The organism is Nonomuraea sp. NPDC005650, assembly GCF_040605375.1.
Taxonomy (GTDB): Bacteria; Actinomycetota; Actinomycetes; order Streptosporangiales; family Streptosporangiaceae; genus Nonomuraea.
In genome coordinates this window covers 90216-115412 of the sequence record NZ_JBEXCR010000041.1, presented here as the reverse complement: position 1 = coordinate 115412, position 25197 = coordinate 90216, and the positions used below count along the sequence as shown (strand labels likewise).

13 protein-coding genes are annotated in these 25197 nt (G+C 67.5%); 4 read left to right on the top strand and 9 right to left on the bottom strand.

Going from position 1 to position 25197, the window contains the following annotated elements; genetic code table 11:
• Positions 1–151: 151 nt before the first annotated feature.
• Complete coding sequence (locus ABZS69_RS50045) at positions 152–805, bottom strand: LmbU family transcriptional regulator (protein ID WP_355386883.1); 654 nt, start codon at positions 803–805, stop codon at positions 152–154.
• Between the two features lie 677 nt (positions 806–1482).
• Between ABZS69_RS50045 and ABZS69_RS50040 the strand changes: the two genes are divergently transcribed.
• The 3 genes from ABZS69_RS50040 (at position 1483) to ABZS69_RS50030 (ending at position 10498) form a co-directional block, all read left to right on the top strand.
• Positions 1483–1950 (top strand): hypothetical protein, encoded by a 468-nt coding sequence (locus tag ABZS69_RS50040; protein ID WP_355386880.1) that lies wholly within the window; start codon positions 1483–1485, stop codon positions 1948–1950.
• 630 nt (positions 1951–2580) lie between these two features.
• A complete protein-coding gene (locus ABZS69_RS50035) occupies positions 2581–9987 on the top strand; it encodes an RHS repeat-associated core domain-containing protein (RefSeq protein ID WP_355386877.1) in 7407 nt (2468 codons plus the stop codon).
• A gap of 13 nt (positions 9988–10000) precedes the next feature.
• A complete protein-coding gene (locus tag ABZS69_RS50030; RefSeq protein ID WP_355386874.1) occupies positions 10001–10498 on the top strand; it encodes a hypothetical protein in 498 nt (165 codons plus the stop codon).
• Positions 10499–10726: 228 nt separating this feature from the next.
• On the opposite strand, the gene ABZS69_RS50025 is transcribed toward ABZS69_RS50030, so the two are convergent.
• Positions 10727–11683, bottom strand: coding sequence for a hypothetical protein (locus ABZS69_RS50025; protein ID WP_355386871.1), 957 nt, complete (start codon positions 11681–11683; stop codon positions 10727–10729).
• Between the two features lie 935 nt (positions 11684–12618).
• Entirely contained in the window at positions 12619–14268 is a 1650-nt protein-coding gene (locus tag ABZS69_RS50020; protein WP_355386868.1) for a hypothetical protein, read from the bottom strand.
• A 220-nt stretch (positions 14269–14488) separates the two neighbouring features.
• Here ABZS69_RS50020 and ABZS69_RS50015 point away from each other — a divergent pair, with 220 nt between their 5' ends.
• Complete coding sequence (locus ABZS69_RS50015) at positions 14489–15055, top strand: class I SAM-dependent methyltransferase (protein ID WP_355386913.1); 567 nt, start codon at positions 14489–14491, stop codon at positions 15053–15055.
• Between the two features lie 1539 nt (positions 15056–16594).
• Here ABZS69_RS50015 and ABZS69_RS50010 read toward each other — a convergent pair.
• The 6 genes from ABZS69_RS50010 to ABZS69_RS49985 all read right to left on the bottom strand — a co-directional run bounded on the left by ABZS69_RS50010 (position 16595) and on the right by ABZS69_RS49985 (position 25066).
• Complete coding sequence (locus ABZS69_RS50010; protein ID WP_355386865.1) at positions 16595–17425, bottom strand: NAD(P)-dependent oxidoreductase; 831 nt, start codon at positions 17423–17425, stop codon at positions 16595–16597.
• 4 nt (positions 17426–17429) lie between these two features.
• Positions 17430–19622 (bottom strand): FAD-dependent oxidoreductase, encoded by a 2193-nt coding sequence (locus ABZS69_RS50005; protein ID WP_355386862.1) that lies wholly within the window; start codon positions 19620–19622, stop codon positions 17430–17432.
• Positions 19619–21871: a hypothetical protein gene (locus ABZS69_RS50000; protein ID WP_355386859.1), complete on the bottom strand. Its 2253-nt coding sequence runs from the start codon at positions 21869–21871 to the stop codon at positions 19619–19621. Before ABZS69_RS50000 ends, ABZS69_RS50005 begins: the two co-directional genes overlap by 4 nt.
• Before the next feature lie 56 nt (positions 21872–21927).
• Positions 21928–22779 carry a carbohydrate ABC transporter permease gene (locus ABZS69_RS49995; RefSeq protein WP_355386856.1) on the bottom strand — a complete coding sequence of 284 codons (852 nt, stop codon included), beginning with the start codon at positions 22777–22779 and terminating at the stop codon, positions 21928–21930.
• Complete coding sequence (locus ABZS69_RS49990; RefSeq protein WP_355200510.1) at positions 22776–23621, bottom strand: sugar ABC transporter permease; 846 nt, start codon at positions 23619–23621, stop codon at positions 22776–22778. Before ABZS69_RS49990 ends, ABZS69_RS49995 begins: the two co-directional genes overlap by 4 nt.
• Positions 23622–23698: 77 nt before the next feature.
• Positions 23699–25066 carry an extracellular solute-binding protein gene (locus ABZS69_RS49985; RefSeq protein WP_355386853.1) on the bottom strand — a complete coding sequence of 456 codons (1368 nt, stop codon included), beginning with the start codon at positions 25064–25066 and terminating at the stop codon, positions 23699–23701.
• Between the last annotated feature and the right edge of the window lie 131 nt (positions 25067–25197).

The following is a 25197-nucleotide window of genomic DNA, read 5'->3' as shown; positions in this document are numbered from 1 at the left end:
ACTCCTCACCCTCGTCACGCTCATGGTCGCCAATCTGCGCCACATGCTGGACGAGCTACACGCTGCCGGCCGCCGCGTACACGAGCCCTGCCGTGCCGGGCCGAGCGTGAACGTCGCCTGCGGCGCGGTTCTTTCCCCGGCGGCGCACGGTCTACCGGCCGGCGCGAACCGCGGCCTCGTCGAGGGTGTCGGCGATCCATTCGGGCAGGGGGACGGCCGCGCTCTGCGCCGCCGCGGTCCAGCGCTGTTCCTGCGCGGAAGAGACCTCAACGGAGATAGTCACTCTGGCCTGGCCGCTGGCCTCGATGTGGGCGCGGCTCGCCTGGATCTCTTTACGTAACTTGCTCTGCGGCCAGCCTTCGGTCTCCGCGCGCGTGAGCCAGATCTCCTGCTCGTCCTCCGGGAGGGCGGCCACTTCGGCATGGTGCTGCAGGCTCAGCGTGTCCCGTCGACGGGACATCGGGAATTTGCGGGCCACCCACGCGTAGTTTCTGAGTGTCTTGTACGACAGCGAGGTCTTGTTGAGGGCTATCCGGTAGCGGTCGGGGAAGTACTCCGCGCCATAGACGAGCCAATCCCCCAGCCACCAGGAGGAGGAGTCGGCAATCACACTCAATTGGTCGCCGATTTTCCGCCACGATTCAAAGGCCATGTCCACGGGGAGTCGCAGCCCGAGCCTCCGGGCCTGTACGGAGGAGTCGAGCCCCAGCCTTCCCGACAAGGGATTCCCGCGCACGCCGGCCGCAACCCGACGGGCGGCGTTGCGCTCCCCTCCCTTTGCTGGGACAGGATCGAGAAGTGGCATCGCCATTGAGTATCATCCCCGTGGTTCTGAAACCCTAGAAGAGCGCTGACGCCGGCTCGGCCCCGGCTCAGATGCAGATTCGTCGAGGCCGGCCCTGTGACCACGACTATGGGCGCTGGAGCGTTTCGCCTGCGCCCAGAAAGCCGTCGCAGGCGTGGCCGGTCATGCGTCGGCAGGGAATGCCTTCATGCGCGCGGGCGCTTCGCGACAGCAAGACGCGATCAGTTGATGACGGAGGCATGACAGCGATCAGGAGGGACTCGGTCACTTACTGGCTCTCCTGAGTAGGCTTTCTGCTGACGGCAGTCAGCAAAGCATGTCAGTCTATTTTTCATCTAAATTTGGGTGCCAACCCTTTGCAACCGCAGGACATCGAACGCCTCAGCACTGCGCCTGCCGAAAATTCCATCCATGCAGGTTGAGCGGTATGTGAGTACTCGTGGGGGACTCCGCCGAGCCGGTTTCGTCGGCGCATGTTCAGGTCGGTGATGTGTTCGGGGTCCGTGATCGTTTCCGGGACGGTGCGCAGCAGGGCGGCTTGGCTCAGGGCTTGGTGGGCTCGGTGCTGGTTGTAGAAGTGTTCGTACTCGCGTAGGGCGTGCCGCCGGTGGGGTCCGTTCCAGATCAGGCAGCGGTTCAGGAGTGTGTGGTGGCAGGGCTGCACCCATCGCTCCGTGATGGATGCCGGTGAGCACCGTCTTGATGCCGCCTTCGGCGAGGATCGCGTCCATGAGGGCGGGGAACTTGCCGTCCCTGTCTCGGATCAGAAAGCGTGCCCGGCAGCTCGCATCCTTCAGGTCCATCACGAGATTCCTGATCGCCTGGGTGGCTCAGTCGGCGGTGGGGTGAGCGGTGGTTCCCAGCATGCGAATGCGCCTGCCGGCGTGCTCGAAGACGGCCAGGATGTACTGACGCTGCCCGTTCAAGGTGACGGTCTCGATGAAATCGCAGACCAGCAGGGCGTCGGCTGGCGAGCGCAGGAAGTCGGCCCACGCGCTGGATGCCCGCTCGGGCGCCGGATCGAGACTTTCCTGCTTGAGGATCTCCTAGACGGTGAAGGGCGTGACCTTGATGCTGAGGTGGTGAGCTTGCCGTGTACCCGACTGTTCCCCCAGCAGGGGTTCTCCGGACCAGGCGCAGGATGAGAGCGCCGGATGGAGCTGGCGGTGGGTGGGCGTCCAAGCCGCTTCGGCCAGCAGGTACGGGCGTGACGCCGTTTTGTCAGATCTCGGTGCCAGCGCAGGACGGTGTCCGGTCGGACGAGGAGCCGTAGTCGGTGCAGGACCTCGACGTCCTTACCCCGATCGCCCACCGGCGGCAACCGCAGCGCCGCAGAGGTGTTCATGATGGTGAGGTAGGCAAGGCGAAGGAGCACGGCCGATCATCCTGCCGCGGCTCTCCCTGGAGTGCTCCATCATCACATCCGGCCACCAGTTGGATCGTGCGTCCTTGATACCATCGCCCGGCAACTCACATCACAAGCTCATCACGTCTGCTTGGCCTGGCGCAGACTCGGGCCCATGAAACCGTTCGTGTGACTGAATCCGCCATATGTGTCCGGTTAGTGCGTATACATTGCTTTACGGAGCGTCACATACCAGTTAGGGCTGTTATCCGTTTTGTGATGATCGTACGTCTTGCCGTGAACATCGGATTTTCTTACGTTCTTCGTCGAAGTGATCGGCTCCGAGCCGCGCGACCTGGAGGGCCGTGGCGGAGAGCGATGGCTGCCGTCTCGTTGGTGTCCTTCGTTGTGGTTCGGAGTGTGATGGCGCATGCGCCGGAATTCGTCATGGCGTCGTTCGGCTGGGATGATCCTTACGCTTGCCGGGTTAGCACCGGGTCTGCTTGTGCTGCAGGCGTCGCCGGCCGCGGCTGCCCCTACGGTGGGCGCGGTGGCTGATCTTGGTGCCTTACCCGCGGTGCCGCAGCAGATGATGGGGTCGGCAACGACACTGCCGCCGTTGGTGCCCGCGACCGAGGTTCCGGCCGCGGCAAAGCCGTCGAACGGGTGGCGCTCGGAGGTGCAGCGGCCCAAGGGAACGGTGCCGCTGGAGGACCGAACGGTGGATGCGGCGGCAAGCTCATCTGAGGAGTCCGGGCTGCCGGCAGGGACGTTGCGGGCCGAGGCGGCCGATCGGGCGGTCATGGCCGTGCCGACCCTGTCGGACGTGTATCCGCAGCAGGGGCATCTGGTCGATTCGCTGACGCCGACCTTGCGGGCGTGGGGGCTGAGCAACAACTCCAGCACCTCGAAGCTGTCGTACTCGTTCACGTTGTGCGACGTCGAGGCGATGACCGGCACCGGCTGCACTACGTCCGGGGGGTATGTGGCAGGCAACGCCAACAGCTGGAGCGTTCCGGCGGGGAAGCTGGGCTGGGGAAAGCAGTACTGGTGGACGGTCACAGCCAAAGACTCCTACGACAATTCCATCACCACCTCGCCGAAACTGACGTTCGTCACCGGTGTACGGCAGCCGGTGGTGACTTCGCAGCTGTCCTCCTCCGGCATGGAGGGGCTGGAGTTCAACCAGCAGACCGGTAACTACACCACCATGTCGACAGATTTGCAGGTGGCGACGGTGGGGCCGCCGCTGTCGGTGGTGCGGACCTACAACAGCATGGACCCGCGCACCGATGGCATGTTCGGGGCGGGCTGGTCGACGCGCTGGGACATGAAGGTCGTCAAGGAGGTGCGCGGCGCCTCCACCTCGGCGCTGCTCACCTATCCGGATGGGCGGCAGGTGCGGTTCGTGGCAAACGGGGACGGGACGTTCCAGCCGCCGCCCGGCATGTACGCCACGCTGATCCAGGAGAGCGGCGGCACCTGGCGGCTGAGGGACAAAATCAACGCCACGTTCCTGTTCGATGCCGCCGGGCGGCTGACGAAGATGACCGACCAGCGGGGACGCAGTAGCGAGTTGACCTACGACACGGGCGGGAAGCTGTCGAAGGTGACCGGGGTTGGCGGCCGGTCGGTGACGTTCACCTGGCAGGGCGGCCAGGTCGCGACGGTGTCCAGCGACCCGGTCGATGGCAAGGCGCTGACCTGGACTTACGGCTATGACCAGGGCCGGTTGACGCAGGTGTGCGCGCCGGTGGCGGCGCCGAACTGCACCATGTATGAGTACGGGGGCGGGTCGCTGTATCGCAGCAGCGTGCTGGACTCCGATCCGTTCGGCTACTGGCGGCTCGGCGAGGCCAGCGGCAACGCGATCGACCTGGGCTGGGGCGCGGGCGATGCCACCTATGACGCCACCGCCAAGCGCGCCCAGCCCGGCGCGCTGGCCGGCACGACAGACGGCGCGGTCGAGCTGACCACCACCACCGGGGTGCGGCCCAAGGACGGGATCGTCCCGAAGATCGGCAACAACGCGACCATGGAGGCCTGGTTCAAAACCAGCTCCAGCTCCGCCGGCACTGTCATGTCGCTGCGCACCGCCCCCGGCGCCACCAAGGAGGAGGTGTTCGGGGTCGGTACCGACGGCAAGCTGCGTAGCTCCTACCAGCCGACCGCCACCCCGATCACCACTGCCGCGGCGGTCAATGACGGCGCTTGGCACCACGCGGTGCTCACCGTCTCCGGCAACCTGCAGACCCTCTACCTGGACGGGGCAGTCGTCGGCACACTTACCGGAACCATCACCGGCACCGAGAACCGGTACGTCACCACGATCGGCGGGTTGGCCGGCCTGGTGGACGAGGTTGCCATCTACGACCGCCCGCTCACCACGAACGAGGTGCAGCGGCACTACGCAGCCCGTACCGGCGCCTCGCACAAGCTGACCAAGGCGACGCTGCCGTCCGGCAGGGTGCACGCGGTCAACACCTACGACGACAAGACCGACCGCATCGCCACCCACACCGACGCCGACGGCGGCACCTGGAAGATCGGCACTGTCGGGATCGAGCAGCAGTCCGGCGAAGCGCAGGTGACGGTGACCGACCCGGACAACAAGCCGCTCAAGTACCTGTATGACGCCTGGCGCGGCTACCGCATCCGCGGCGTGACCGACCAGCGGCAGTTCACCACCTGGTACGAGTATGACCAGGCGGGCTACTTGACCAAGGTGATCGACCGCAACAACATCGCCAACGACATCTACCAGGACAAGCGCGGCAACACGGTGGGCCGGAAGTACTGCCGGGCACCGAACGAGTGCGCGATCGAGTACTGGACCTACTACCTCAACGAGAGCGACCCGTTCGACCCACGCAACGACCAGGTAAAGGCGTATCGAGACGGCCGGTCGGCGAGCGACACCGACCCTGCCTACGCCACCACCACCGAGTACAACAACTTCGGCGAGCAGACCAAGGTGACCACCCCGGCCACGGACGACTTCCCGCAGGGCCGCTCGGAGAGTATCGCCTACACCGACGGCACCGAGCCGGCGGTAGGCGGCGGCACCACCCCGGCAGGACTGGTGAAGAGCAAGACCGACGCCCGCGGCAGCATCTGGCAGTACCGCTACACCGCGGCCGGGGACCTGGCCGAGCAGACCGCCCCTGAAGGTCTGGTCACCAAGCTGGACTACGACGTGCTGGGCCGCATGGTGGCCAGCACCCGCGTCTCCGACACGGTGCCCGACGGGGCGATGACCACCTTCGCCTACGACGGCTGGAACCGCCTGACCACCAGCACCGCCCCCGGGGTGAAAAACGAGATCAGCGGCGTCACGCACACGGCGCAGACCCGCACCACCTACGACCCGGACGGCAACCCGCTGACGCAGACGATCGCCGATCTGACCGGCGGCGACCCGGAGCGCACCGCAACGGTCACCTACGACGCGCACGGCCGCCAGGACTCGGTCACCGATCCCGAAGGCGGTATCGCCAAGCAGGACTGGAACCACCGCGGCCAGGTCATCCGCACCACCGATGAGCGCGGCACGGTGATCGAGCAGGCATACACCGTCCGCGGCGAGCTGTACACGCGCACGCTGAAGGGCTGGATCGGCAGTCCGGTCAGCCCGCAGGCGGCTAAGGACGTGCTGCTGGAGACCCGCAGCTATGACGCGGGCGGGCGGCTGGATAGCGTCGTGAACAACGCGATGGGCCGCACGTCCAAGAACAACTATTGGATGGACAACCGGCTCAAGGAGCAGGTCGCGGTCGGCGCCAGGCTGAACGACCCTGCTGCCCCGCCCCGGGATGTGCTGGTCAAGGCCGAGGAGTACGACGCGGCCGGCAACCTGATCGCACAGATCGGCGGCAAGCAGGCCAATGGCCACGAGCTCGTCACGATCTTCGTCTACGACAAGGCCAGCCGGCTCACCGACCAGGTGCTGGACCCGCGTTCGAATGAGAACCCGGACGGGCTGGAGCGCGTCACCACGTTCGGCTATGACGCCAATGGCAACGTCACCAAGGCCACCCGCACGGCCGCCGACAGCGACCGCACCGAAACCACCAGCTACCTCTACAACAAGCTGAACCAGCAAACCCGGCAGACCGTCGAAAACGGCGCCCAGGACATCGTCTCCGCCACTGAATACGACGATCGCGGCCTGCCCGTCGCCACCACGGACCCGCGCGGCAACGCTGACGGCGCCAACGCCACCGACTACACCACCACCTTGCGCTACGACATTCTGGGCCGGCTGGTGGAGAGCAAGGCGCCGCAGGTACAGGTGGACAAGAACGGCGCCGCCGCCCCGGCCCGCCCAACCGCCCTGGCCGGCTACGACACAGTGGGCAACACCACGCACCAGCGCGACGCCGAGAACCGCACCGTCACCTCGACCTTCGACAAGGCCGACCGGCTGACCAGCACCACCGCGCCCGCCTACACGCCACCCGGGGGCAGCGCGCTCACCTCGACAGTCGAGCAGGCCTACGACAAGGCCGGACAGCTCATCAGCACCACCGACCCGCTCGACAACGTCACCACCTACGACTACGACCAGCTCGGCCGGCAGGTCCGCGTCACCAAGCCCGCCCCCGCCGACGGCCAGACCCCCGGCACGTGGGTGAGCGAGTACGACATGGCCGACGAGACACTGGCCACCGTCGATCCGACCGGCGCTCGTACCCAGGCCACCTACGACGACCTGGGTCGGCAGATCACCGCCACCCAGATCGAGCGCAAGCCCGCCAGCGCCGTCTACACCACCAAGATGGAGTACGACGACGCCGGCCGGCTGGTCAAGCAGATCGTCCCTGGCCAGGGCGCGACCACCAAGACCACCAATTTCAAGGTCAACGCAGCCGGTGAGATCACCGAGGCGGCAGACCCGGGCGGCACGACCACCATGGAGTACGACCTGGCCGGGCGTCCGAGCACGACCAGCACGATCATCGACGCGGACGGCAACAAGAGCGCCACCGCCGTCGGATACGACCTGGCCGGCCGCAAGACATCGGTCAAGGACATGCGTCTGAACGTGAACGGCACCAGTACGGTGCTGCGCACCTCCAGTATGGGCTACGACGCCGCGGACAATCCGATCAGCGCCACCTCGCCTGAAGGACACGTCACTCGGCAGACCTTCGACGCGCTGAACCGGATCACCTCGCTCATCGAGCCGGTCTCGGCCAGCGAGTCCATCACCACCAGCTTCGGCTACGACGCCACCGGCGCCCGCACCCGCATCACCGACGGCCGCGGCAACGCCACCTGGACCAGCTACAACAGCCTCGGCCTGGCCGAGACGCTGACCGAACCCTCCACGACGGCGCACCCGGGGGCAGCCGACCGCACCTGGACGCACATCTACGACGCGGCCGGTAATACGAAGGCCACGATCCAGCCGGGCGGGGTGCGCATCGACCGTACCTTCGACGACCTGGGCCGACTCACCAAGGAGAGCGGCGAGGGCGGCGGCGCCACCACAGCTGAGCGCACGTATGGCTACGACCTGGCCGGCCGTACCACCGCCGCCGGTGACCTGACCGTCGACTACAACGACCGCGGCCTGCCGCTGAAGGTCTCCCGCGGCACCGCCCAGCAGACCTCCTACACCTACGGCGGACTCGCCACCCCCACGCAACGCGTCGATGCGGCCGGTACCGCCACCTTCACCTACGACAACGTCAACCGGCTCAAGACGGCCACCGACCCGGTCACCAGCCGCACCCTCACCTACGGCTACGATCCGGCCAGCCGGCTGAAGACCATCACCGCCACCAGCGGCACGGCCAGCACCCAGACCATCAAGTACGACGACATGCACCGGGTCGAGAGCCAGACGTTGACGAACGGCTCCGGCACCCAGCTCGCCAAGATCACCTACGGCTGGGACAAGGACGACAACCTCACCACCAAAACCACCGCAGGCACCGCCGGTGCGGGCACCAACGCCTACGCCTACGACCATGCCGGTCGGCTTACCTCCTGGACCGCCCCGGGCGGCGCGGTGACCGCCTACGAATGGGATGCCTCCGGCAATCGCACCAAGGCCGGTAACGCGACGTTCACCTACGACGAGCGTAACCGCCTTACGTCCGGTGACGGTACCGACTACACCTACACCCCGCGCGGCACCCTGGCCACCAGCACCAAGGCGGGCGCCACCACCAGCTACACTTTCGACGCCTTCGACCGGCTCATCGCTGACGGCGACAGCCTCTACAGCTACGACGCTCTCGACCGCGTCACCTCCCGCATCCGCGGCACCGCCAAGCAGACCTTCGCCTACTCCGGGCTCGGCAACGACCTGGCCGCCATCACCGACAGCGGCGGGGCCGTCCAGGCCAAGTACGCCCGCGACCTCACCGGCGGCCTGCTCGGCCTCAAGGAAGGTACTGGCGCTGCCGTGGCGGCTCTGAGCGACCTGCACGGCGACCTGGTCGCCACCTACACCACCAGCCTGCAGACCTCGACCGCCTACGACCCGTTCGGCACCGCCACCGCCCAGACCGGCACCAAGACGCAGCTCGGCTATCAGGGGGAGTACACCGACCCGGACACCGGCAAGGTCAACATGCACGCCCGCTGGTACCAGCCCGGCACCAGCACCTTCACCAGCCGCGACACCGCCACCCTCAACCCCGCTCCATCGGTGCAGGCCAATCGGTATACCTACGCCAACGCCTCACCGTTGACCGGCACCGACCCCACCGGCCACTACACCGTCATCGACACGGGCTCAATCGCCGGAAGCGGGAACAGCAGCTCCGGATCAAGCGGCTACACCACCATCCCCGCCGGCAGCTACAACGGTTACGGATCCTCCAGCGGAGGGCAGTGCATCGGCTCCTGCGGCAGGGGAGAAATCGGCGGAGGAGCTGTGGCCTGCGACATCTGGAGCTGCGCCGGCGCCGTCGTCGACCCGAGCTGGCTCCGGATGATCATAGTGGAGAGTGAAAAGTACGCCTGGTTCGACGACGACGAACTCGCCCGGATCGGCGGTGGCAAGCTCATGCACAACGGCCGGCCGATCGAACCCGGCGTGCCCTATTGGGACATGAAGTGGGAGGCCAAGGAGTACTTCCTCGAGCTCTATCAGCCGGACTTCGAGAACGCAGAGGACTACCGGTTCCTGGCGGCCCTGGCCATAGCGGAGACCAGCGATATCAAGGGGATGACCAGCCTTCTGACGGGACTACCCGGCGGAGAAGAAAAGGGCATGAGCAAGAAGGTCATGGCGTTGCTTAGAGAGCAGCAAAAGCTTAGCAAGGCCATGAGCGACTGCCGCAGCAACCTGTCGGACAACGCGTGCAAGGAAATGATCCGAGATGCTTGGGACAAGTGGCGCGACCTGCTCTGCGAGCCGATCTATTCCTATTGCACTCTCCGGCTGGAAGCCAAGCTGGTGGTCGCTCTCGTCGGAGCCGCGCCGGAACTGCTCGAATTCCTCGGGAGCACAGATCCGACGATTTCCAACAAGGTATTCAATGAGCGGCTCCTCGCATGGGCGAAGAAGGAAGGTGGTAAATGCGACCAAGACCCGGCGACAGGGCTGACCGTATGCGGCGGGCTCGAAAAGGGTACGCATTTCGGCCGCGACGCCATGACTATCGGAGCGATCATGTTGACCGACAAACCCTTGAAATACTGGGATCCCAAGTTCATCGCCCACGAGAACTACCACCGGGTCCAATGGAACCAATACGTTGGGGCAACAGGTTTCTGGCCGACCTTCCTGGTGTACTACCTCGGCGAGTCCTATGATGCGTGCAAGAACAGATACGAACTAGAAGCCGACCAGAAGGGTGGCGACCTCTACAAGTGCTGATTGAAGGGGGGTCATGAGCGCAATAATCTGGCGTCAGTTGCGGACTCTGGTGGTTCTCACCGGCCTGGCGGTGCAGATCGTGGCCTGCGGTGTGCCGCTGGCCGATCGTGCCCCGAGGCCGGTGGGGATCGGCCGGACAGCCGATGGTCAGTACCGGTTCGTCGTCCCGTTGTGCGCTGGGGAGTCCGTCTCCGCCTTCGAGGTTCTGGAACACCAGACGAGACGTCCCGTGTGGAAGGTGTCACATCCGGCGCGGCCGGATACGAAGCAAGGGGCCATCATTCTCGGAGACAAGGAAGGCTTCTCTCAACAGGTAATCCCGTTGGAGCTTCCCCTGCCATCCAACATCGCTGTTTCGGCGGACGTGCCGGACTCTCCCGCCATCGGCCGGGGATTCGTGCTGGACGAAGTGCCGAAAGATCTCGCAGGCACCGATCAGGTGATCGACTTTGATGGACAGCGAGTCTCGGAGGAGGAATTCCGGCAGCAGTCGATCGGTGAGTACTGCTGAACCCGATCGGCGCGGTGCTGGTCAGGTCGGCGAGGCCCGGCCGAAATGGGCCGCGGTGATCAGTGAGGCGGGGTAGTGAGCGACGTGGCGGAAGCCGCCCAACTCGTCAGGGTGGGCGGCGGCCGCATGGGCGATCAGGCGTCGCGCAGCGGCTGTAGAGCGCGTGGGATATTGCCCAGTTCCTGCCAGGCATCGGTCTCTTGCAGGGTGAGGAACACCTTCATGGAGTCATTGAGCGAGCATTCGCGGTGCTGCCGCCCAGGCCATGAAGGAGCATAATTCGGCGGCCGTGGCATACAGTTCACGGCGCTGATCCAGGTGCTGATGCCTGCTTCGGAGCATGGAGAACAGATCTTTGGTCAGCTCGGATGCCATGCTCAGAAGCGGGGCGGGCGGCCGGTGGAGATAGTCGCGCGCGAGCCGTGTCACGGTGCCGGCGTAGCAGTCGAGGGTGGCGGGTCCCAGGTTTGTCGCTTCCACCCAAGCACCGAAGCGCGCGACCTCGCTGGCGGACAGTGTGATTGTTTGCTCGAGGACTTGCGACGGCGGGCCGACGACACGGCGATGGAGGCGATCCTGGCTGATCCTTGGGCCGATCCCGATGCCCATCTGGGAATCGTCGGAATCACCGACGTCCCCGGCGGATACGTCGTCACCCAACCCTGAGGATACGTCCCCTCCACCCCCGAAGTGATCTTGCCGCTGTCCGAGGGAACCGTCTGCTACAGCCTGTTCGCCAGCCCCAAGAGCGGCAGCCAAGGGCTGGTGAGCCGCGATGGAGTGATCGAGGACTCCGAAACGAATCCCGGCGCCGGCGACGTTGGCGGACACCTGGCGGCCGACAGGATCCTCGCGGAATACCTCTACCAGGGCGAGGCCGTGGCATATTCGTGCGCCATGGCGGGACTGCGGCTGCCTGACGCTCGGCCCGTCGTCGGCCCGCCGGATCTGTGGTTGCGGCTGCCGGAACGAGACCGCTGAAGCCGGACGGTTCCATGATCGCCGCAGGTACTGGTTGGCTTCACGGCTACGGGACAGCTCAGCGGTGACGGCGGGCTCGGATCGGCTCTCCATCTCGTTCCAAGCCGCGCCGTGCACCTCGCGGAGCGTCGCCGGGAAGCGGCCGACGCGGTCCGGCCAAGGGGATTTTGATGTGCTCAGATCGCGTGAGTCCGTGGCGATCATCCTGTACACGGCGGCGCGCGATAGCCGGGTCGTCTGGCGGAGTCCAGAGGCTTTCGCGGTAGTGGAGTCTCCTCACGGTGCCCGGCCGGCGAGGCATCGTCACCGATACGCTCAGCATTGTCTTCCCCGTGCTCGTCGCCGCCGCGAGCTTGTCCGACAACGTGATCGGGAAAGGCCTCCTAGGTGAAATAAAGGACTCCTACCCGTCGATATCCGAATCGTCGGTCAACACTGAGCATCGACGTCGAAGTCGGCTCCAGGAAATCGGAAACACGAGAATTCCAAGTCGTCAAACGGTGCTGGGTAGTCGAGTATCCGGTCGGACGAGGAGCCGCAGCCGGCGTAGGGCCTCGCGGGGCAGCGAGGTCAGGAGGGGGCCGAGAAAGGCCCGATCCTCGGGCGCGAATCCCACCCGAGCGTCGCCGCCGAGTTGCCGGTGCGGGACGGTGATCTGGTGACGCGCTGATCGTGCCTGCGACGACGAGTTTTCGCTGGATGGTTCGCTGGTCGTTGAGGTCGGCCACGTCGTGGTCGGGCTGCGTTGCGATGTTCGGGGGTCGACTGCCACCAGCCCAGGCGCGTCAACTCGCCTTGGATTCGCCGATGCCCCAGGTCGGGTTCTCCCGCTGCGTTTGCACGATCAGTGCCTTGACGGGGTGGCGGCACCGGGCCGTCCCGGTGGCCGCCGGTCGGTGAAGGTCCACTTACGCGCTATGAGATGACGGTGCCAGCGCAAGGTTGTGGCAGGGGTGACCGGAACATCGCCGTCCACCGGCCACGGTTGACCAGCCGCGACAACACGTCGAACAAGCCCCTCACCAACCGGTAGACAAGCGACAACACCACCCTGCGATGGCCGCAGTCACCGCCCTGATCAAACAGCGGAACCCGAGTTCACAGCATGAAACCGTATTCGCGAGCGGAACACGACCCGGCTAGACGCTCCTGGCCCGCACCGTGACGAAAAGGGCGTCAATCGTGTCGGTAACGACATCGTCGCCCATGAACAGCACGTTGTAGATGTACTCGCCTTCCTGATCGGGCAGATCACTGATCCTGAAGCGCCCGGCCACGGAGGTCTGCACCGTGCCGAGGTCTGTGCTGGTGCCGTCGGGGTTCCCGCGGATCACCGTCACTGAGGAACGGGTGGCGGGCGCCTTGTCACCGAACTTCAAGGTGCCCCGAAGGTGGAACCGGTCGCCGAGAACCAGGTCCCTGCGGCCGGCCAAGGTGAGCGATGCCGGCTGCCGGGCGACGTCGACGGACACCGACGCCTTGCTGCCGCGGACGGTGGCGGATCCGTGCCAGCTCACGTCGTAGCCGATCGTTCCGGCCACCGGTGGGATGTCGGTGATGGAGAACGTGCCGTCCGCCTTCGTTTTTCCGCGGCGGAGCGTCGTGCTGGTCCCGTCCGGGAGGCGGCGGGTGACCTCCAGCCTCCGTACGCGCGGGGTCACGCCTTCGGGCAAGGTGAGCCGGCCGTTCAGCGTGACGGGCTCCAGCGCCGTCGCCTCGTCCGGGGCCGACAAGGTCACGGCCGACGGCAGCAGGGTGGCGTCCTCCAGCCGCCACAGACGCAGGTTGGTGGTGTAGGAGGTGTAAAGGACACAGAAGACGTCGTTGCCGGCGATGGTCATGGTGAGGATTCTGGGGGTCGGCCATCCGCTGGGGATCTTCTGCTTGTCGGTAAGCGCCCCCGTGGCCACGTCATACAGTTCGACGCCTCGGTCGCCCCACGACCAGCCGCCCGCGAGATGGTCACCGTCCGCGCTGATGGCGGCGCCGGCCACCGAGCCCCGGACCGCCGGGTCCTTGCCGTAGTCCCGCAGCTTCGTCAGGCTTGCGAGATCCCAGGACTCGAACCCACGCGGGAATGCCAGGATGGCTGTGGAGCCGTCCTGGGTGATGTTCAGACCCGGCCGGGAGCTGGTGGCCGGGTCGTCTCCGTCGATCTCGCCGCGCAGAGTGGCGGAGCCGTTGCTCACGTCGTACACCCGGACATCGGCGGAGGAGGTGTCAGGAGCGATGGACAGCAGGGTGTTCCTCGCGACGGCGATCGTGGGCGTAGTGGATTGCCCGGTCAGAACGGTGACTGGTTGCGGGTCCGGAGCCGATACATCGACGCGGGTGATGACGCCGCCGGTGTGCATGTCGCACCCGTGGGCCGTCCACAATGTCTGCCCGGAAAGTGCCAGGTCGGCCAGGCACGAGTACGCCGTGAAGCTGATTCGCCGGGTGACCGCCAGGGCAGCGGTGTCGATCTCCACTACCTCGTGCGAGCTGGGCAGCGCGGCGTATGCGTGGGCGCCGTCCGGTGTCGCGACGACATCGTCCACACCGGCGAGGCCGGTGACCGCACCGAGTAGCACGCCTTCGATGTCGGTGACCACCACGCGGTCCCCGGCGGCCACGAAGACCTTGCCTCCGCCTGCGACCACCTCACTGTGGTCGGCGATGCTGGAACGAACGCCGAGATCGGTTATCGAGTTCTCAGCCGAGGCCGTGGGCCCTGCGGCGACGACGAGCCCGGCCGCCATGGCCATGCAGCCCCCGAGCGCGACTAATCGGCGAGTCGCTCGGCTCACGTCCGGCCGTCTGAAGGGTGAGAAGCGCACATGTACTCCGCTCTGAGCAGGAACAAGGCATAAGGGAACGCCATGATCAAGCCAGAGATCCGGCGGCCGGTCAAGATCCTTGAGGGGATACCTCGTGATCAGTTAGGACGGCGACGCTGGTACGGCGGGTAGTGGGAACTGCCCGCCGGCGGACCGTGGTCATACGGCGTCAGATCAAGCTTGCTACTCGATCGTTGCTGGTGTAGGTGCTCGTAGGCGCGCCTGGACCGCCTGTTCGACGACCCACGCACGACACTTCCTCCAGGCCGTCGCCCCGCACTCCACTTCATGGGCCGCCAGCGCCCCGCCCGCAACGGCGCGTTTCCTGCAGGCGATGGCCGAGCAGGTCGCCGTACGCACCCGCCTCTTCGACCACGCGCTACTGGACGCTACTGCGCAGGGCTGCGACCAGGTCGTCCTCGTGGCGTGCGGCCTGGACGCCCGCGCATCGAGTCGTCACCGACCTGCGCCACGACTGGCCGCACGCGCTGGAAGCGGCCGGCTCCCACTGGCCGCCTGGCTGGCCGAGGGCATCCTGTACGCACCCCCGCCCAGCGCCGCAGACCTGCTCCTCGACCGGATCACCGCCGCCTCCGCCCCCCCGCAAGCACACTCGTCGTCGACCACGCTGAGAACTCCGAACTGCTGCGCGCCGCCCGCGCGGACATCTCCACCGAACTCGTCTACCTGTGGCAGGGCGGCCCCGCCGAGAACCTGGACACCTGGCTCGCCCGGCGCGGCCGGCAACCCGACATGACGGACATCGCCAAGGCCGCCGCCTGCGGACGCCCCGCACCGCCCGCGCAGACGCCGGGCGCGGCTGGCTCGCGACGGCACAGCTGGGCTGACCGTAGGCCGCCACCCGTCCGTCTCGATCACCGGGCAACGGCACACGGATGGGAGGCCGGATCCGAGGATGCGCTGCCCGACCGGGCCAGCCATTCGACCCTCGTCAACAACGGCCTCCTGAGCAGCCCTATTAGCCCTTTCCGGCCTGGCAGGACGCGCACGCCGTCCGGCGATTTGGTGGCCAAGGTCTTACGCGGCGCTGCGGCCAGCGGCAAGGCGTTATGGGTGCGTTTCTGGCATACCGGCTCCAATACCGCCGATTCCTAGGGTGAGGTTCGTGGTTCATCCCAGCGACGACCGACTGGGCACCTCGGAAAGGGAGAACGTGAATTGCCAGGACGTAAGATCGGCGCCTTAGCAGGGGGCTCGCCGCAGCGGCTGCGCTTCCGTCTCGAAGCGGTACGAGGAAGGGCTCAGCCAGTACGTTGAGGTGAAGAACACCTGCACCACGTCCAAGACCTTCTGCGTGGACATTCCCACCTGGCCCGATGCGGGGCCCTTCACGATCTCCGGCGCTGACCTCTACAAGACGTTTCGATACGCCGGTGTCGGAGCCCCTCGCGGCCGGAGGGTCTACACGGCATCGAGTTGCTGAAGGCCGGCTACCGCAAGATGCGGCTTGCTGAGCACGAACGTGAACTTGGCATGCGCGAGTGACGTGCCGTGGGCGGCCCCCTGGAAGGACGGCCGCCCACGCTAGACGGCAAGGGCGCCTGAAGTCAGAACGTGAAGACCTTCAGGATGGGGCCGAGAACTGCAGGGTCGGCGCCTAGCTTGGCCGGCCCGACAGCGGCCCAGAGCGCCACGATCCCGAGAGCGCACTTCGCGAGGGTGCGAAGGGCCTTCAGCGAGAACTGGAACCCTCGTCGGCCGGCGGGGTGGCCGGGGTCGTGACGTCTGTCAGCGGCTTGCCCCCGCCCTGAAGAGAGACCAGTGCGGTGGTCTCGTTCTCCCTCGCCAAGGAGGGACGGGGCAAGCACCGTTCATGCTCAGGTGGGCAGTTGACCGGGTCTTGTCCTTGATCAGCGAACCCGCGTAGACCGCCACCTGCCAGCTCACCCACGCATCGCCGGCGGTCGTGACGGTCTCCCCGGGGTCCCTGCGCATGAGCCTCGACGATCAGCGCGCCGTTGTGCAGGCGATCGTCATCGGGATGGGCCGGCCCTGCCGCCCCCTTGCGAGACGTCGCGGCCCAGGTGGTCGACTGGAGCGCTGCCCGCGCACGGCATCACCGTGTTGGAGGTCCGCGAGGACCTGGAGGCCGGCTGCGCGCTCCGGGCCGCCTGGTCGGCCTGCTGTGCCTGCGGCTCATGCACGCCAGGGAGCCCGCTGCGCGCAACCGGTCCTAGACGAGGAAGCGGCGGCTGCGACCGGTCCGATCGAGTGTGCGCCTGTCGAAAACTCCATCCATGCAGTTCAAGCCGCATGTGAGTACTCATGGAGGCCGTCACACGTGGAATTCCGCGCTGAAGCCGAGAACGCCGGTCGCCCTGGCCAGGTTCAGGGGGACCGTGCGGCCCGGCAGCGGACGGCGAATCTCGGTCGTGGGATGGAAACGGCGGAGCAGTTCCTCGGTGGGGTGGGAGACGAGAGTTTCCGAGGCCGCCACGGTGATGACGTGGCAGCCGTCGAGGGCGAGGCCGAGCAGGCACGCACGGGCCGCGTCCCGGGTTTCGAGGTAGGCCCACAGGCCGGCCGCGTGCAGGCCGGGGTCCAGCTCGCACCTCCCCGCGAAGTCGAGGAGGCGCTCGTCGAAGCCGCCGACGTACGGCAGGCGCAGCGCGGTCACCGACATGCGGTGGCGTCGCGACATCATCTGGTCGGTCAGCTCGTCGACCTGCTTGGACAGCGCGTAGGGATCCTCGGGAAGGGACGGCTGCTCCTCGTCCACCGGGGCGTATCGCGGGTGGAGGGTGCGCGCGGCGAAAGGAAGGCCCGAGATCGCCGTGCTGCTGGCCGTGCACACCTGCCTGATCCCGGCCCGGCCCGCCTGTTCCAGGACGGTGAAGGTGGCCTGGGTGTTGGTGGCGAAGACCTCCTCGGCCGGATGCCGTTCGGGGGTGGGGATCGCCGCGAGATGGATCACGGCGTCCGCCCCCTTAAGGGCCTTCCGTACGGCGTGCGCGTCCGTCGCGGACCCCGCGACGACCAGCTCGGCCTCCAGATCTCCCGGATCTTCCAGCACGAGGGCGTTGGCCGTGATCCCCTGCTGCCCGAGCAGGTCGAGGACGGCCCGGCCGATACGGCCGGCGGCGCCGGTGACCAGAACACGCTTCATGCGTCTACTCATACACGCGAACCGCGACGACATGGGCGTACGGGGTTCCGTTGCCGGCGTCCACCACGATCCTCAGCGCGTCGGTGGTGACCGGTTCGAGGTCGTGGACGTTGCGGCGCCGCCGGTTGTCGCGCACCTCGGACACCGTCCGCCAGCCGCCGCCCTGCCGCACCTCCAACCGGTAGTCGCGGACCAGCGTGGGCATGACCTCGAACGGCGTGCGGTGATGGTGCAGGTTGATCAGGTCCTCGTTCACGTCGTCGTCGGCCAGCACGTCGACGCGGCCGATCGTCACCGGCGAGGGCCAGGACAGTTCGAGGGTGGCGGGCAGCCGGTCCGACACCCACATGTGGGGCCCCGCGTGCGGGCGCTGGAAGCCGTCGAGCGCCTTGGACGGCGCGAAGGCCTCGGTCGGGCCGGTCCGATGGCAGAACGTACGGCGCAGCAGGCCCGAGTCGGACCACTCCCGCAGCAGCTGGGGTGCCTCGTCCTGGGGGCGCAGCGGCACCCGGGTCAGGCAGAGCACGCCGGGGGTGGGCCGGTCGGCGACGTGGAGGGCGAGGTCGGGGTTCGCGTGGATCAGGAGGAACGCGTTCTGCGCCCGAGCAGGCCGGAACGACAGATCCACGCGGACCCACTGGTTCTTTCCCGGCTCCACCGGAACCGTGTGCGAGGCGATCAGATCCCGCGGCACGTAGTTCTGGCCCAGCAGCGGATCGTAGAGGTCCACGATCAGCTCGGCCCCGGCCGCCGCGTCGAGCATGAGCTCCACCGAGTCCAGGGCCGGGTCGACGGGCAGGATCAGGCCGGCGTCCGCCTCCAACGGCCAGGTCTCGGCCGAGGTCCCCACCTCCAGCCGGGACAACGTGCTCGACGCGGCGGCGGTGGCCGCGCGAGCGAGATCCGCGGGATCCTCGTACGGCAGGCCGATGATCGAGCCGTCCTCCCGCAGGAGGGCCGTCTGCAGAGCGCGCACGTCCAGTTGCCGGGGGGAGACGCCGTCGGCGACGCACAATGCGGCCGCCGTGCCGGCTGCCTGGCCGATCGTGGCGCAGGTGGCCATGACCCTGGTCGAACCGAACGCCACGTGCGACGCCGAGATGTTCCGCCCGGCCATGAGCAGGTTGGGCACGTTCTGCGAATAGATGGACCGGTACGGGATGTGGTAGATCCCGTCGGCATAGCGCTGCCTCGCGCCGTCCTCCTTCGCGTACATGCCCTGCGGCGGGTGCAGGTCGATCGACCATCCGCCGAAGGCGATCCGGTCCTCGAAGGGCGTCTGGCCCAGCACGTCATGCTGGGTGAGCACATGGTCGCCGAGGAAGCGGCGGTACTCCCGCTTGCCGGGCAGCGCGCCCACCCACTCCAGGGTCATGGTCTCGGCGTCGAACTTCCCCGAGTTCTTGATGTGGTCCCAGATGCCGTAGATGACCGACCACAGCTCGTCCCGGATGCGGTCGTTGTCGTGCACGGTGTCCAACTCGCCGCCGAACTCGATCCACCAGTAGGCGCAGCCGTTGTCGCCCGCCCTGATGATCCGCCGCTCGGGGATCGAGGTTTCGGTGATGTCCTTGGCGAAGCCCGGCGGGACGTAACGGACCGGCTCGCCCGCGTCCTTGGTGTAGAAGAGCAGCGTGCTGCCGAGCGTGATGTCGTCGGGCACCTCGGGCGCCCACGGCTCGCCGTGCTCCGCGCGCCCCTCACGGCCGATCCGGTGGCGGGCACCGGCCAGGTGGCCGACCAGCCCGTCCCCGGTGCAGTCCAGGAAGATCGGCGACTCGAAGGTGATCAGCCGTTCCGAGCCCATCATCCAACCGGTCACGGAGTCGATCCGCCCCGCCGAGCACGACACCTCCCGTACGTCGGTGTTGAGGAAGAGCGCGATGTTCGGCTCCTGCCGCACCAGGTCGAGGACGGTCGTGTCCCAGAAGTACGGGTTGCCGTGCGGGTTCCGGTACTGGTTCTCCAGGAAGAGCTCGCCCATGACGCCGCCCTCGCGGGCGTGGTGGTTCTTGCCGTGGCCGGTCGCCCCGACCACCCAGACCCGTACCTCGCTGCTGGAGTTGCCGCCGAGCACGGGCCGGTTGGTGACGAGGGCGACCGTACGGCCCAGCCGGGCCGCGGCGACGGCGGCGTTGACGCCGGCCAGGCCGCCGCCGACCACGGTCACGTCGCGGGAAAGGGTTTCCGATCTCATAGCTCCAGCCCGTAGTAGAGGCGCGGGGCGCCGTCCAGGGTGACCTGTACGCGGCGACCGGTGGCGGTGATGGTGCGCTCCTGCCCGATGCAGTCGATCTCCCGGACCGTCTTCCCGGAGGTCTTCAGCGACAGGCGGGTCTTGGTCGGCCAGTGGTCCTCCCAGGCCTCGGGATGCGGATACCACTGGTCCTCACCATGGTCCCGGTTGAGGAGGTAGCCGTCCTTGCGGCTCCACAGGACGGCCAGCTTGCCCCGCGGCGTGTCGAACAGCAGGCCCTTCAGATCGGGGTCGGCGAAGGTGAGCCAGCGCTTGAAGATCGCGCCCTCCAGGTGGCGCGTGGCCGTGGCGAAGGCGAGCAGGGTGGGTTTGACGCTCGTGTCGCGGTTCAGCAGGCCGTGGTGGTATTCGGCGTTGTTCGGGTCCGCCTCCTGCGGGTGATGGATGGTGCTGTCGTGCGGCTGGTACCAGTTGACCCCGTCCACCCCTTCCGACAGGCAGAGGGCGAGCTGCAGGAGCGTGTTCTCCGCGGCCTGGCGGATCGTGTCGTTCCACCAGGCGTTGGGCCGGGTACAGGCGTAGGCCTCGGTCAGCCACAGTTCCTTGTCCCCGCCGTACTCGTCCAGCGTCTGCCTGGCCTTGCGCAACGAGCCGAGGAAGTTCCAGTAGGAGCCGTTGGAGCCCTGCTCCCACTCCTCCGGCGGCGGGGCGTAGTCGGCGGTGAAGTTGCCGCGGCCCGGGTGGAAGGCGAACGCGTCGATCAGGTCCCAGCCGCCGGCCGCGTGGAAGTTGGCCGTCCACCGGTAGTCCATGCCGCCGAGGCCGCAGTTCATCAGCTTGATGCCGGAGTCCTTGAGCCGGTCGTGGATCGGCTTCAGACCGTCGCGCACGTATTCGGCCGCCTTCTGCCCCGACATCCAGGGCTGGTTCAGCTCGTTGGCCACCTCGAAGTAGGTCGCGCCGGACTCGCGGGCGATCCTGGCGCGGTCGTCCGCCCAGGCGGCGACCTGCTCCGCCGTGCCGTTGTAGATCACCCCGCCGAGCTGGACGTTGTGCCCGATGCCCAGCGCGTCGAGTTCGGCGGGCGGGATGCCCGGCGCGCCGTCGTAGGCGATGCGCACCCACTTGACGCCGACCTTCTGCATCAACCGGCCGACCTGCTCCTTGTCCGGGACGAGCAGCCAGGTGTAGTTGGAGATGCCGAAGATGCCCTCGCTCTGGTAGGCGTGCGGCTTCAGCGTGGCCAGGTTGGTGCGCGCGAACGCCTCCTCGCCGCCCGAGGCGGCCTTGACCTCGACGAACACGATGCCCTGCGGGGGCGCCGGCACGGTGAGCGCCTCGGTCCAGGCGCCGCTGGGCTCCACGGTCCTGTCGAGGCGGCCGCCGCCGAGCACGGCGCCGTTGAAGTCGCGCGCCCACCAGGTGAGGCTCACCGGCTTGGGCGCGGCGCCGCCGTTGACCACCTGGGCGTTCACGGCCAGGGCCGCGCCCGGCTCGTGGAGGCCGAAAGGCTGGTCGCTCCACACGTCCACGCCGAGCGGCGCGGCGGTCGCCACGGCGTTGGCCGCGCCCGGCCGCAGGTCGCCGAGGACCAGCTCGACCTGGGTCGCCCCATCCTCGCCCGCGGGTGCGTGGATCCAGGTGGCGTTGGTGAAGGCGGGCCTCGAGCTCGACAGCCGGAAGTAGGCTTGGGTGTCCGCCCAGGTTTCCTGATAGAGCGAGCCGGCGTTGACCTCGTACGGCACGCCGCCACGCGCGTCCTTGGTCCAGGCGGTGGCGGGCACGTACTTCTCGGGCGCCGTGTTGCCGATCAGGGTGCGGGAGAACATGTAGCCGGCGGGAGTCAGCGTGGCGCTGCCGCTCACCTCCCACTTCAGGCCCGCCCGGCGGGCGGCCACGGTGAACGTGCCGCGCACGGTCACCGCCGAGGCGCTCGCCGACAGCTTGTAGACGACCTGGAGGGCGGGCTGCCCATCCACGGTGGTCAGGCTCGGCGTGCCGCCGAACGTACGCTGCTGCCCGAGCACGCTGTCCTTGATCATGAAGTGGCCGATCCTGAGACGATCGGTTCCCGAACCGTCGCGGACCACGATCGAGCCGTCGGCCTCGGCGACGAGAGCGATGCCGTCGGCCGAGATCGACAGGCCGTCCGCCTGAGCGGGGGCGGCGGTGAGAGCGGAGGCCGCGCCGATTAGTGGGCCGGTCAGCGCGGCGGCCTGGAGGAGGGTACGACGGGAGACTTCAGGCATGGGGGTCTGCCTTTCGTGATTAGCCTTTGACGCCGGATTAGCCTTTGACAGCCGGATTAGCCTTTGACACCGGTGAAACCGAGCCCGGCGACGACGTACTTCTGGAAGACCAGGAACAGCAGGACCGGCGGGGCCAGCGCCATCGCCATGCTGGCGATCAGCACGTCCTGCGGCGCCTGGTCGGCCAGCGTGGCCAGGGCCACGCTGACGGGCTGCTTGTCCGGGTCGGTGATGGCCACGAGCGGCCAGATGAAGTCCTTCCAGCTGTGCATGATCGCGATCAGGCTGATGACGGCCAGGATCGGGCGGCTCATCGGCAGCACGATCCTGGTCAGGAGCTGCCAGGAGTTGGCGCCGTCCACCTTGGCGGCGGCGAAGAGCTCCGGCGGCAGCGCGTCGAAGAAGCGCTTGGCCAGCAGGACGTTGAAGGCGCTGGCCCCCGCGGGCAGCCAGATCGACCAGTAGGAGTCGACGAGGCCCAGGTCGATGATGGTCAGGAAGAGGCTGGTCATCGAGACCGTGTAGGGGACGAACATCGTGGCCAGGATCGCGCCGTAGATCAGCCTGCCGAGCCTGGGCTTCAGCACCGACAGGGAGTAGCCGGCGGTGATCGCCACGATGAGCTGGACGGCCCATGAGCCGCCGACGACCTGGAGCGTGTTGAGCAGGTAGTGGCCGATGCCCAGGTCGTTCCAGGCGGTGCCGAAGTTCTCCGGCCGGGGGTCGCCCGGCCAGAGTTCGAGCGGCTTGGCGATCAGGTCGGTGGCCGGGGAGACCGCGCCCTTGACGGTCATGTAGAGCGGGCCGATGCCGATCACCAGGAGAAGCGCGAGGGTGAGCCACTGGACCGCGCGCACGGCCGCCCTGACCGCCGGGCGGCGCTCCTCGACGGCGGAGATCAGGCTCATGAGGAGCTCCATGCGCGGGTGGCCCGCAGGTAGATCGCCGACATCAGGCCCAGGAAGATCGCCAGGAGGAAGGCGAGCGCGGCGGCCTGGCCGTAGGCGCCGTCCCGGAAGGCGTACCTGAAGATCAGCAGGAGGATCGTGAGCGTGCTGTTCTCCGGTCCGCCGTCGGTGAAGACGTAGGGCTCGGTGAACACCTGTGTGGTGCTGACCAGCTGGAGCAGGAGCAGCAGGCCGATGGTGGGGCGGAGCTGGGGCAGGGTTATGTGCCACAGCCTGCGCCCGATCGACGCGCCGTCCATCTGCGCCGCCTCGTAGAGCTCCGAGGGGATGGTCACCAAGGCGGCGAGGTAGATGAGGACCGTGCTGCCCATCCAGGCCCAGGTCGACTGGATGACCAGGCTGAGCATCGCGGTCCTGGGCGACTCCAGCCAGGGGAAGGGGCCCACGCCGATCAGGCCCAGCAACTCGTTGAACAGGCCGTGCCCGGGATCGTAGAACCACTTCCACAGCAGGATCGCCACCACCGGCGGGATCACCACCGGGAGGTAGACGAGGAAGCGGTAGACCCCGGCGCCCTTTCGCACCGTCGACATGACGGTGGCCAGGATCAGCGGCGCAGGGAACCCGATGAGCAGTCCCAGCCCGACGAACAGCAGGGTGTTCGCGATCGCCGTGTAGAGCAGCGGGTCCCGGACGAGCGCGGTGAAGTTGTCCAGCCCCACCCACGTGGCCGGGTCGACCAGGTTCGTCTCCTGGAAGGAGATCAGCAGCCCGCGGATCATCGGCCAGTAGGAGAACACGCCGAAGGCGACGAAGGCCGGGACGAGGAAGAGGAACGCCATGACGGAGTTCCCCCGCCTGCCGGCGCGTGGGACGACCGTCACCGCCGGTTCGCGTCGGGCGAGGCGCGGGGCGAGCGTCACTGCCGGCTCGCGGCGAGCTTGGTGTTCACGTCGGTTTCGGCCTTGGTGAGGAGGGCGTCGACGTCGGCGTCCCGGTCGGTCAGTACGGCCTGCACCACGTTGTCGAGCACGGCGTAGACGGCCTGGGCCTGCACCGGGGGTTCGGCGCGGAGCTGGAGTTTAGGAGTGCCCTCGATCCACGGCCGGAAGTGCTCGAGCTTGACGTTCACGTACGGCTTGACGGCTTCGTCGATCTTGGCCTGCTGCGCTTCGTCGAACATCGGCAGCGTCGGCACGCCCACGGCGGCGTTCGGGTCGGCCGCCAGCGCCTTGGCCCGTTCGGCGGCGGCGCCGGTGTCGTACTGCGGCTGGGCGTAGGCGAACAGCAGCCACTTGACGGCCGCGGCCGTCTTCTCGGCGGAGGCCGACTTGGGCACCATGTAGACGTCACCGCCGGTCAGCGTGGCGTTCCCGCCGGCCTGCGGGAGCGGCCCGATGCCGAACGCGTCGATGTCCGGCATGCCGTAGGTCATCTTGGCCAGCCGGTACGTGCCGGGCGTGCCCAGGTACATCCCGATCTCGCCGGCGGCGAACCGCTTGATCACGTCGTTCTGGTCGTTGAGCTGGTTGGCACCCATGGAGTCGTCGGTCCAGCGCATCTCCTTGAGCAGGGTCAGCGCCTGCTTGGTCGGGTCGGCGTTGAAGGCCGCCACCCACGTGTCGCCGGCGGGCTTCTCCATCTCGCCGCCGAAGGTGTAGGTCAGCTTCGTGAGCTGCCAGCCGCCCTGGTTGTTCTTGGACTCGTGCACGAACCCGGCCTTGCCGGTCTTCTCGGCGATCCGCTTGGCCTGGGCCCGAACCTCGTCCCAGGTCGTCGGCGGCTTGTCGGGATCGAGGCCCGCCTTCGCGAACAGCTCCCGGTTGTAGACGAGTCCCATCGCGAAGGGCGATTGGGGCACGCCGTAGACCTCACCGGCGGAGTCGCTCAGCGGCCGCAAGACCTGCGGGTTGAACTCCTTGTAGTGCGGCCACTTGGCCAGTTCCGCGGCCAGCGGCTTGACCTGCCTGCGGGCGATGAGCCCCTGCGGCTCGGTGAGCGGCACCTTGATCACGTCCTCGACCTTGCCGCCGGCCAGTTTGGCGGAGAACGTCAGCGGGTCGTAGGCGGCCGAGGAGCCTTCAATGGCGATGCCGGGATTCTGCTTCTCGAAGTCGGCGACCATCTTCTCGAACGCGGCCAGGCTCGGCTTGTCGGTCGCCGGCGGCATGCCCTGGACCCTGAGGGTTATGGTGCCGGACTCCTGCCCGGCACCGGAGGACGATCCGCATGCGGCGACGGCCGTGGCCAGGAAGGCCACGCCGAGGGAAGCGGTGATCTTGTTCATCTGAACTCCCGCGTTCAGGTCATAGCATTAAAAAAGGTGTTGAAGACGGCAGGGCGGGACGGTGGTACGGCATGCCGTACCACGGGGGTTGTCGGTTTCGGTGAGTGGCGGACGGTACCGCCAGGTCTTCG

Excerpts from the sequence above, each read along its gene's own strand:
- ABZS69_RS50005 (WP_355386862.1), bottom strand. The coding sequence starts at position 19,622 with ATGAGATCGGAAACCCTTTCCCGCGACGTGACCGTGGTCGGCGGCGGC.
- ABZS69_RS50000 (WP_355386859.1), bottom strand. The coding sequence starts at position 21,871 with ATGCCTGAAGTCTCCCGTCGTACCCTCCTCCAGGCCGCCGCGCTGACC.
- ABZS69_RS50035 (WP_355386877.1), top strand. The coding sequence starts at position 2,581 with ATGCGCCGGAATTCGTCATGGCGTCGTTCGGCTGGGATGATCCTTACG.
- ABZS69_RS49995 (WP_355386856.1), bottom strand. The coding sequence starts at position 22,779 with ATGAGCCTGATCTCCGCCGTCGAGGAGCGCCGCCCGGCGGTCAGGGCG.
- ABZS69_RS49990 (WP_355200510.1), bottom strand. The coding sequence starts at position 23,621 with ATGGCGTTCCTCTTCCTCGTCCCGGCCTTCGTCGCCTTCGGCGTGTTC.
- ABZS69_RS50025 (WP_355386871.1), bottom strand. The coding sequence starts at position 11,683 with ATGATCGCCACGGACTCACGCGATCTGAGCACATCAAAATCCCCTTGG.
- ABZS69_RS50045 (WP_355386883.1), bottom strand. The coding sequence starts at position 805 with ATGCCACTTCTCGATCCTGTCCCAGCAAAGGGAGGGGAGCGCAACGCC.
- ABZS69_RS50040 (WP_355386880.1), top strand. The coding sequence starts at position 1,483 with ATGGATGCCGGTGAGCACCGTCTTGATGCCGCCTTCGGCGAGGATCGC.
- ABZS69_RS50010 (WP_355386865.1), bottom strand. The coding sequence starts at position 17,425 with ATGAAGCGTGTTCTGGTCACCGGCGCCGCCGGCCGTATCGGCCGGGCC.
- ABZS69_RS49985 (WP_355386853.1), bottom strand. The coding sequence starts at position 25,066 with ATGAACAAGATCACCGCTTCCCTCGGCGTGGCCTTCCTGGCCACGGCC.
- ABZS69_RS50030 (WP_355386874.1), top strand. The coding sequence starts at position 10,001 with ATGAGCGCAATAATCTGGCGTCAGTTGCGGACTCTGGTGGTTCTCACC.